The sequence below is a fragment of the Salinivirga sp. genome (genome assembly GCF_055145285.1).
The window spans coordinates 1-7585 of sequence record NZ_JBSRDC010000012.1; the positions used below are offsets into that span (position 1 = coordinate 1).

8 protein-coding genes and 1 tRNA gene are annotated in these 7585 nt (G+C 40.0%); 3 read left to right on the forward strand and 6 right to left on the reverse strand.

Annotation, left to right across the window (positions count from 1 at the left end):
* Positions 1 to 136 precede the first annotated feature (136 nt).
* The 6 genes from ccsA to ACTB0Y_RS02500 form a co-directional block, all read right to left on the reverse strand.
* The gene (ccsA, locus tag ACTB0Y_RS02475) at positions 137 to 928 is read right to left on the reverse strand and encodes a cytochrome c biogenesis protein CcsA (RefSeq protein ID WP_463205209.1); all 792 of its coding nucleotides are present in this window, start codon (positions 926 to 928) and stop codon (positions 137 to 139) included.
* Between the two features lie 5 nt (positions 929 to 933).
* Positions 934 to 2136, reverse strand: coding sequence for a cytochrome c biogenesis ResB family protein (locus ACTB0Y_RS02480; protein ID WP_463205210.1), 1203 nt, complete (start codon positions 2134 to 2136; stop codon positions 934 to 936).
* Between the two features lie 25 nt (positions 2137 to 2161).
* Entirely contained in the window at positions 2162 to 3712 is a 1551-nt protein-coding gene (nrfA, locus tag ACTB0Y_RS02485) for an ammonia-forming cytochrome c nitrite reductase (protein ID WP_463205211.1), read from the reverse strand.
* Between the two features lie 12 nt (positions 3713 to 3724).
* Positions 3725 to 4309, reverse strand: coding sequence for a cytochrome c nitrite reductase small subunit (gene nrfH, locus ACTB0Y_RS02490; RefSeq protein WP_463205212.1), 585 nt, complete (start codon positions 4307 to 4309; stop codon positions 3725 to 3727).
* Positions 4310 to 4393: 84 nt separating this feature from the next.
* Positions 4394 to 4582: a ferredoxin gene (locus ACTB0Y_RS02495; protein WP_463205213.1), complete on the reverse strand. Its 189-nt coding sequence runs from the start codon at positions 4580 to 4582 to the stop codon at positions 4394 to 4396.
* A gap of 57 nt (positions 4583 to 4639) precedes the next feature.
* Positions 4640 to 4960 carry a cupin domain-containing protein gene (locus ACTB0Y_RS02500; protein WP_463205214.1) on the reverse strand — a complete coding sequence of 107 codons (321 nt, stop codon included), beginning with the start codon at positions 4958 to 4960 and terminating at the stop codon, positions 4640 to 4642.
* A 178-nt stretch (positions 4961 to 5138) separates the two neighbouring features.
* Between ACTB0Y_RS02500 and ACTB0Y_RS02505 the strand changes: the two genes are divergently transcribed.
* From ACTB0Y_RS02505 to ACTB0Y_RS02515, 3 genes are all read left to right on the forward strand, one after another.
* On the forward strand, positions 5139 to 5576 hold the full coding sequence (locus ACTB0Y_RS02505) for a hypothetical protein (RefSeq protein WP_463205215.1): 438 nt from the start codon (positions 5139 to 5141) through the stop codon (positions 5574 to 5576).
* A gap of 100 nt (positions 5577 to 5676) precedes the next feature.
* Entirely contained in the window at positions 5677 to 7203 is a 1527-nt protein-coding gene (locus ACTB0Y_RS02510) for a PepSY-associated TM helix domain-containing protein (protein ID WP_463205216.1), read from the forward strand.
* Positions 7204 to 7434: 231 nt separating this feature from the next.
* A tRNA-Pro gene (locus ACTB0Y_RS02515) sits at positions 7435 to 7508 on the forward strand.
* Positions 7509 to 7585: the final 77 nt, after the last annotated feature.

The following is a 7585-nucleotide window of genomic DNA, read 5'->3' on the forward strand; positions in this document are numbered from 1 at the left end:
GAATTGTCAGTACAAAGTGCCAGGGAGCAACATTCCATTAAATTCCCGTGAGCTTGCCTGTATCCCGATACGCTGCGCTATCGCGGATTCGTTCAACTTACAAATTTCAGTTCACTGCGTTCCTGAAATTTGAGTTTCACGAATATACATGTACACTCGATTGAGCTGCGGGTAAATAATTTATACCAAACCAGGCAATTAAAAGTACTATAAAAGCAAAAGCCAACCACTGCAAATGCCGGGTAGTATTTTGGGGTTGGTGATATCGCAGGTGCATGTAAAGCATGTAAACAGCCCAGGAAATAAAGGCCCATGTCTCTTTTGGATCCCATGTCCAATAATGCCCCCATGCTTCTTTGGCCCATAAAGCGCCAAAAACCAACCCCAAGGTAAGAAAGCCAAAACCAATATAGACAATATTATCGCCAAATTGCAACAGATTTTTTACAGGTTTATTTAAATAACGATTCAATAAACCTTTAAAGCCAATTAGTGAAGAAACACCCAAAAAGGCATATGCTACCATATACACAATAACATGAGGCACAAACCACACGCTCTGCAATGCCGGCATGAGGGTTTTGCTGTGTGCTTCAGGTCTCAACCAGTTGAGCATAATGAATACCAAAGCTAAAAATATACTGTAAGATAAAAACCATGGATAATTCCACCGTTTGTAGACTATAAACCCAATAATGAATAAGAAAAATGAGTACCACAACCTTGTCTCTCCTAAAGTCCGCATAGGAGGTCTTTCCAGGTTAATCCAGAGCAAGACAATAAATATAAGTAAACTAAGAAAACCTATAATGGAAAACGTTTCTACAATCCTCCTGATAAGCTTTTTCTTTATTGCAAAAGAAAAAATTAACGCTACTATCCAAAACCCGGCACTCAGTAAGGCGAAAATTTCAAAATAATACCACATAACAATTAATTTTTCGTTGTTTTACCCTGAAAAATCAACCATATGGCTCCCAGTATCAGCATGAACAAGCCTGTATAAACCAATGGTAGCCAAGGGTCACGTACAAGTTCCAGAATACTTAACTCCGACCATCGGCCAAAGCGTTGATCATAATCGGTTTGGTATATTTTCCATCCTTCTATTTTCAGTGGTTTATTGACTTCTATTATTGCCTCAGTACGTTGTCCATCTTTTGTAAACAAATCAACTTCTGAAGCATATCTTTTGGGTTCTGGTTGAAGCATAGCCAGCGCCGTTGAATCATTAAGCGTAAGCAGTTTGGTGGTGTACATGAAATTTCCCGGGGAAATCCAGCCGTATCTTTTTCCATTAACACTCACCATAGCAGCCTGTACTGCACCGGTATCTTTTGAAGGTTGGAATTTATTTTCCTCAATTCTGATGGCATTGGAGATATAGGTTAGCGTCCTAATATTAAAACCGCCCATTTTGATGCTATCATCTATTGGTAAATCGGCAATTAGAGGTTTCCCGTTCTTTTTATAAATTTCACGTCCTTCTTTTGAAATAAGTGCAATTTTAGATGGATAATTTTCCAGTACAAAGTCATGTAATTTGAAAGCAAAGGGTAATTCAACTCTGTTACGTTCATCATCATAAGCGTACCAGGTAGTTTTTCCTTCCTGAAGGTACATATTAAGCTTTGCTAAATCGCCGGCACCAATCCCTGCTGCAGCTATAGCTATCCATAACCCGAAATGATTCAATAAGTAGCCAGTATTTTTCTTTTTTAACGGCCATATTCTTTTTAATGCCGATAAGCCCAACACAATCAGAAGCCAGACATATGCCAAAAGATAAGCCCAGCTATTGAGCAAATTGGTTAAGCCGGGCCCCTCGGAAGGTTGCTGAGGGATAAGACCCATCAAAACAGAAAGCAATGTAAACAGCCCCAGTGCACTGACGGCTGCAGGCACTGATGATAACCATCGAATCAGCCTGTTGGACTTCCGATTCAGATGCAAAATAACTAACACACTTATTAGTAATGTAGCCAGTGAAATGTTGTATGGAAAAGCAGGCTTTGGTATTGGCGTTTGAGTAAAAAAATCCAGCGCCAACCCGGTGAGTAGAAATCCAATGGCTAAAATAACGCCTTCAGTATATCCCCAGGGCTGACGCCAGATTCTTCGAAATTCATTATGCATTAACTACTTACAATTAAATATAAATTTATGGTGTATTCAATTTTTTAACCCCATATTGTGCTTCCCGTTTTTCAGCTTTCTCGAGCCATTGTGGAACAACTCTTTCCAGGAACTTTTCTTTTTCACTGTTCAATTTTTCCATATCGAGTCCGATATATTCCTGTGCTTTAGCTTTGGTAGATATATCGGGATATTCAACGGGTTTGTTGTGTCCCAGATCAGCCAAAATACGGGCCAGTTTCAACCGTGCATCCTGGGCTGCTGAGAGTCCCTTAGCAAGTACGCGGCCAGACTCTATTGGCGCATGGAAGGGTGCTCCATGACTGGCTGCAATATAATCCCAGCGCCATTGGGCGTGACGAATATCCATCAGTGCATCCTGCATTTGTGACTCAGTAGCACCAAGGTCCCATGCTTTTTTGGCTTCCACATGCGCACTAACAATAAGTTTTTCCAGTTTGTCGCGTGTTTCAATTATTTTATCCTGTCGTTCATACACGCTGGCAACCAAATCTTCGGTTTCTTCGCGGTGACAAACCTGACAGGTTTTGGATACGTTTGCCAGCGGGCTCACAACGTGATGACTTGAAAATTTCTGTCCTCCTTCACTCGTGTAGGGCATATGGCAATCGGCACAGGCTACACCACGCTGGGCATGAATACCCATTTGAAAAATTTCATAATCAGGGTGCTGGGCTTTTAACATAGGAGCTTTACTGAGCTTATGCGTCCAATCTGAGAACTCCATTTTGTCATAATACGCCTCCATTGCCTCAACTGTTTGTCCATCGTCCCATGGTAATGTTAAATAAGGCGAACCTTTAACTTTCTGCTTATTAAAATAATACTCAACGTGGCATTGAGCACACACCAGCTTGCGCATACCCTGGTGGTCGACCTCTTCTATATTCATGTCGCGGCGATTAAAAGCCTCGATAAGGGCGGGTCGTGAAATACGTAAATTCATAGTTTCGGCATCATGACAATCGGCACAACCAATGGGATTAACAATTTGGTGACCTCGCTCTTCCCACGTACCACTGTAAAATTTTGCTACACCTTTTGTAAAATCACCTTCTTCTTCAATAAGGTTATTCATAACGCGCGGCACATCAGGGCTTTTACAAGTCCAGCAAGTATTGGGCATCGGACTTTCTTTTCCGTCTACCGGAGCCCCGGTACGAAGTATCTTGCGAATATCTTCTACAGCATGCATATGACCACGTCCCTGATTATACTCCTTGGAAAAACCGTAACCGGCCCAAAGTACAACTAAACGAGGATCTTCTGCGAGCATATCGACCCATGCAGAACCATTGTATTTGCTTTTGAAGCTGGTATCGGCTGTTTTCAAAAAGCTTTGATACTCACGTGGAAAATTCTCACCCCACACTTCGTTACGTGGTTCAAACTGGCCATATTCAACTTTTGGCTGATAAGCAAATACGGCTTCGGCTCGTCTTTCCATTACAGAGGATGCAAGCAGTCCGAGTAAAAAAACAATAACCATGCTGCCCAGAAACAGCAACCACCCTAACCAGGGTTTTTGTTTTACTTTGTCGCTTAATGATGTCATATTTACAATATTTTAGTTATCAGAAATTAATGATTTTAGCCACTCGGGAACAGGACTCGGCGGAACAGGTACTCTGGCATTCGGAGCACTTGAAATACTGGTTACCGTACCATGCGGCACAGTTTGATGACAATCCCAGCATTTGCGATCCTTTCTGTATTTATGATACTCATTGGTATAGACCAACAGTTTATGATCTGTCACCAATTCGGCGTGGCACCGAATACAGTTTTCCTGTACAGCATTGGCCCCTGCTTCTTTAATTTTAATGACCTGGGGTTCGGCCCGCATAGTAAAAATGGTAGCATGCCTCAAGCCATCCTGGGCTTTAAAATAATATTTTCGGAACACATTATCATGCGGAACATGACAACTGTTGCAGTTCGTATATTCCCTGTGTGCACTATGCTCCCACGAAGCAAACTCGGGGGCCATAATATGACAATTTACACAAGTTTCCGGTTTATCAGACAAGTAAGATTGTGCTTTTGAGATGTATACGGCGTAAAAAAAGAGACCTGCAAATATTCCACCCAGCAAAACAACCGGAAGGCGCCACTGTTCAGGAGGTAATATCTTTCTAATCAGATTCTTCATTAATGCTTATTTTATTTTTTGAAATAAGGGTCGTGAAAAAAAAATACTGACCCCGAAAATACAGGGCCAGCACTAAATTTGTAATTATTCAAATTTTATTACTTCCACCGGGCATTCATCAGCTGCTTCTTTAATGCAATCTTCATTGGCATTAAAATCTGCGCCATCAATAACCTCAGCTTCGTCTTCTACTTTGAATACATCAGGACATACATCTTCGCATAAACCACATGATGTGCATCCGTCTTCAATCCATACTTTATTAATTGCCATAATAAACCTCCTTTTTAATGTTGCTAAAAGTTACGAAATATATTGCCATTTTCAAACTTATTTCGGGCTTGGTGTTTTGGCTACCAGTACCCGAGCTTCGATGTTCCCGTTGTTTTTCAGGGCATGTGTAATGTTTGCAGGACTGTGTATAACAGCCTCATTACCGGCGGTTTCGGTCTCATCTCCAATTTTGAATTCTATTTCGCCTTCCATCACTACAAAAAATACATCGACCGGCGTTTTATGAGGTTTTACAATATCACCCGGTTCCAGTTTAATATGCATTATCTGTGCATTGGAATGATGATACACTTCCCGAACGTCTAACCCGTGTGGATTCTGTTTCTTTTCTTTATCGCTCCAATAATTTATTTCCATAATTTCTGATTTTTAAGCCAAAAATAAAGCCTCTGACACCAAAAAAATGTTACATATGTTACATTAAAAGATAAATACATCTTATTTACATCAAGTTTAAATTGTATGAATGGACATAAAACCTTAAATTGCGCTTAGAATATGGGACTGGAATGAAATACATTTAAACAGTAAACAAATGAAAATTCAAATAATAATTTACAGCATATTAGCACTAAGTTTTCTAACATGCAATACGAAAACTGAAAAAATAAAAGAACAGCCTAACAAGATAGAATCAAAAGAGCAGGTAACTAAAGAATCGAACGATACCATTTATATTTCCACATCGATGCAGGGACAGCCAAACCGCATGAATATTTTACAACAAAAGGTGATGTTTCGCGCCAAGAAAAAGCTTGCAGACTCTATTACCATGCTTCAGCAGCTATATGGAGACAGCGCAAACTACAATCCGGATAATTATGAAATTACATTACACGATATTCATGTCGTAAACGAAGGTTTTCGCTATCCGAAAAAAAATGACCAATCAACCATTGAAGCCTATATCACCATTGCAATGAAATACAAAGCCCCCATTCCAAAACTCCCCCATAAGGCATGTGAAAGGTAAATTAGCCTTATTCCATTTTTAAAATTATTGTCACACTTGTTACATTAAAAGAGGTAAGTATCTTATTTCTTTGTAGTCAAAATAATGAAATTTGACAACAATGGCTAAAGGTAAAACATATAAGAAACTCCATAAATGGCCCGGACTTCTCATTGCTTTTATCCTGCTCTATTTTTCGGTTACCGGAATACTAATGAACCATAGAGAGGTGATTTCGGGAGTTGATGTCAGTAGAGAATATTTACCTGAAAGCTATCAATATAATAAGTGGAATCTGGCTGCGGTAAAAGGCAATTGCAATATTGGAAACGATAGTGTTTTACTATACGGAAATATTGGTGTTTGGCTTACAGATTCTTTATTCGAAGACTACGATTCATTTAATCAGGGTCTACCGAACGGAACAGACAACCAAAAAATTTTTGATGTACACAAATCAGCTAAGGGAAACCTTTACGCCGCCACGCTTATGGGTTTTTATGCCTATAATGATGAGCGTTCGCGATGGCAAAAAATTAAACTGGATGTATCGATAAACCGTTTTGTTGGCATCGAAAGCATTAATGACACGTTGTACGTAATGAACCGTTCATTTGTTTTTAAAGGCCTCGACGAAGGCGTTCATTCAAAATTACAGAAAATAGCATTAAAAGCGCCGGCCAATTATAAGCAAAAGGTCAGTTTATTTGAAACTATTTGGCAAATTCATTCCGGTGAAATATTGGGACTGCCAGGTAAACTATTTACAGATATCATGGGATTTATCACCATATTCATTTCCCTTACAGGTATCATTTTTTTCTTTTTCCCGAACTGGATAAAACGCCGCAGGAAGCAGAATAAACAGGTCAGAACAATGGCGAAAATAAATAAGTGGTCGCTCAGGTGGCATAACAAAACGGGCAGGTGGTTATTTGTATTTCTTGCTGTTTTGTTTTTTACCGGTACCTTTTTAAGGCCGCCACTGCTAATACCCATTGCCAACATAGAAGTGAATCCCATCCCCTATTCTCATCTCGAACAACCCAATCCATGGTACGATAAGCTAAGGGATATTCAATATGATGCGCCCGAAAAACGATTTTTACTTGCTACCTCTGAAGGAATTTACCAAATGGATACCCATTTTTCTAGGCCGGAAAAACTCCCTGTGCAGCCACCGGTGAGTGTGATGGGAATCACCGTGTTTGAGCCCTTTAAAAAAGGAGCTTACCTCATAGGTTCATTCAGTGGCCTGTTTTTATGGCATCCTGAACACAAAGAAATACTCGACTATACCAAAGGCAAGCTTTACCAGCAACCATCGGGAGGCAGACCCGTAGGCGACAATGCAGTAACAGGTCTCATTACCGATAAAAACGGCAAGCAATACATGGTAGATTATAACCGGGGTGCAATGGCCTTATGGCATAATGAGAAATTTCCGGAAATGCCGGCACAAATAATCCATGATGCACAAATGTCGTTATGGAACCTATCCCTTGAAATACATACAGGCCGTTTTTTCAGCTTTCTGCTCGGTGATTTTTATATTCTTCTTGTTCCTCTTAGCGGATTAATTGCTGTAATAGTAGTATTAAGCGGTTATTTCCTATGGCGCAAAAGATTTAAAACCAAACAAAAATAGTTTTTCTTATAACTAACGGACAAAAAAAATCTACTATTAGTGATAGATGAAACAGCAATGCAAGAAATCTTCATTTAAAATAAATCACAAGGGATTTTCAGAGAGCCGAAATAATTATTAGTTTTGCAGACCTAAAAAAACAGGGTTTAGCCTCGCCGGTAGCGGGCTGCTTCGTTCGGGACCATAAGAATCCAAAATGAAGAAAACCAACCTGATAATAAAAATTGATAGCGGGGTGTAGCGCAGCCCGGTAGCGCGCTTCGTTCGGGACGAAGAGGTCGTCGGTTCGAATCCGGCCACCCCGACACCGAAAAGGTTGTTGCATAAGTGCAGCAACCTTTTTACTTTTATAAAATGAGTTACTGGGTGTATATTCTCCAAA

Coding starts and splice junctions, on each gene's coding strand:
- ccsA (WP_463205209.1), bottom strand. CDS start 928: ATGTGGTATTATTTTGAAATTTTCGCCTTACTGAGTGCCGGGTTTTGG.
- ACTB0Y_RS02480 (WP_463205210.1), bottom strand. CDS start 2,136: ATGCATAATGAATTTCGAAGAATCTGGCGTCAGCCCTGGGGATATACT.
- nrfA (WP_463205211.1), bottom strand. CDS start 3,712: ATGACATCATTAAGCGACAAAGTAAAACAAAAACCCTGGTTAGGGTGG.
- nrfH (WP_463205212.1), bottom strand. CDS start 4,309: ATGAAGAATCTGATTAGAAAGATATTACCTCCTGAACAGTGGCGCCTT.
- ACTB0Y_RS02495 (WP_463205213.1), bottom strand. CDS start 4,582: ATGGCAATTAATAAAGTATGGATTGAAGACGGATGCACATCATGTGGT.
- ACTB0Y_RS02500 (WP_463205214.1), bottom strand. CDS start 4,960: ATGGAAATAAATTATTGGAGCGATAAAGAAAAGAAACAGAATCCACAC.
- ACTB0Y_RS02505 (WP_463205215.1), top strand. CDS start 5,139: ATGAAAATTCAAATAATAATTTACAGCATATTAGCACTAAGTTTTCTA.
- ACTB0Y_RS02510 (WP_463205216.1), top strand. CDS start 5,677: ATGGCTAAAGGTAAAACATATAAGAAACTCCATAAATGGCCCGGACTT.